The sequence below is a fragment of the Mesorhizobium sp. M0626 genome (genome assembly GCF_040320665.1).
Lineage (GTDB): Bacteria > Pseudomonadota > Alphaproteobacteria > Rhizobiales > Rhizobiaceae > Mesorhizobium.
This window is the reverse complement of record NZ_JAMYQD010000058.1, coordinates 1-1,044: the sequence shown is the minus strand read 5'-3', so window position 1 is coordinate 1,044 and position 1,044 is coordinate 1. Positions and strand designations below refer to the sequence as shown.

Annotated in this window: 1 protein-coding gene; it reads left to right on the top strand. The window is 57.1% G+C overall.

What is annotated here, in order from left to right:
* Nucleotides 1-56: 56 nt before the first annotated feature.
* Nucleotides 57-1,044 (top strand): IS481 family transposase (locus NKI37_RS31850; RefSeq protein WP_352627494.1); only part of this gene is annotated, 988 nt, incomplete at its 3' end.

Genomic DNA, 1,044 nt, shown 5'->3' with positions numbered 1-1,044 from the left:
TGTTTGATCCCAGACTTTGATGGCGCATACTTTTCGTCCGAATCAAAGGATGCGCTATGGGCCAGGTTCTTCATGGGAGCGCCACGACGACAGAGGCGATCCGTCGAGCGATACAGCATAGTCAAGAGAGCCTGAGGGCGCTGGCGAAGCGCTACGGCATCAATCAGAAGACGGTTAGGAAGTGGAGGAACCGGACGTCGGCCGCCGATCTTCCGACTGGCCCCAGAGATCCGAAGTCGACAGTGCTATCGACTGAGGAAGAGGCGGTCATCGTCGCCTTTCGGCGTTATACGCTGCTGCCACTGGACGATTGCCTCTATGCTCTCCAACCGACGATCCCGCATCTGTCGCGGTCATCCTTGCATCGCTGCCTGCAGCGTCACGGGATAGGCAGGTTGCCGGATGTCGAGGGCGACAAGCCGGCAAGGAAGAAGTTCAAGGCCTATCCAATCGGCTACTTCCATATCGACGTCGCCGAGGTCCGAACCGAGCAGGGCAAGCTGCATATGTTCGTGGCCATAGATCGGACCTCGAAGTTCGCTTTCGTCGAGCTGCACGAGAAGGCAACGACAGCGGTCTCCGCCGATTTCCTGCGCCATCTTCTTGATGCTGTCCCTTACAAGATCCACACAGTGCTTACCGACAACGGCATTCAGTTCACGACCCCAGGTGCCGGCGGCTCGGCCGTTCCGCTGATCAAGGAAGCCATGGCGGCGGGAGAAATCATATGGGCGCACGCCTTCGAACATACTTGCGCCAAGGCCGATATCGACCACCGAACGACAAAGCCAAGGCACCCATGGACCAACGGCCAGGTCGAACGCATGAACCGCACGATCAAGGATGCGACCGTCAAACGCTTCTACTACGAGAGCCATGACCAACTGCGCCAGCATCTCGCCGATTTCGTCTTAGCCTATAATTTCGGCCGTCGACTGAAGACCCTCAAGGGCCTCACGCCCTTTGAATACATCTGCAAAATCTGGACAAAAGAGCCCGAACGATTCAGGCTCGATCCAACCCATCAAACCTTGGGACTAAACA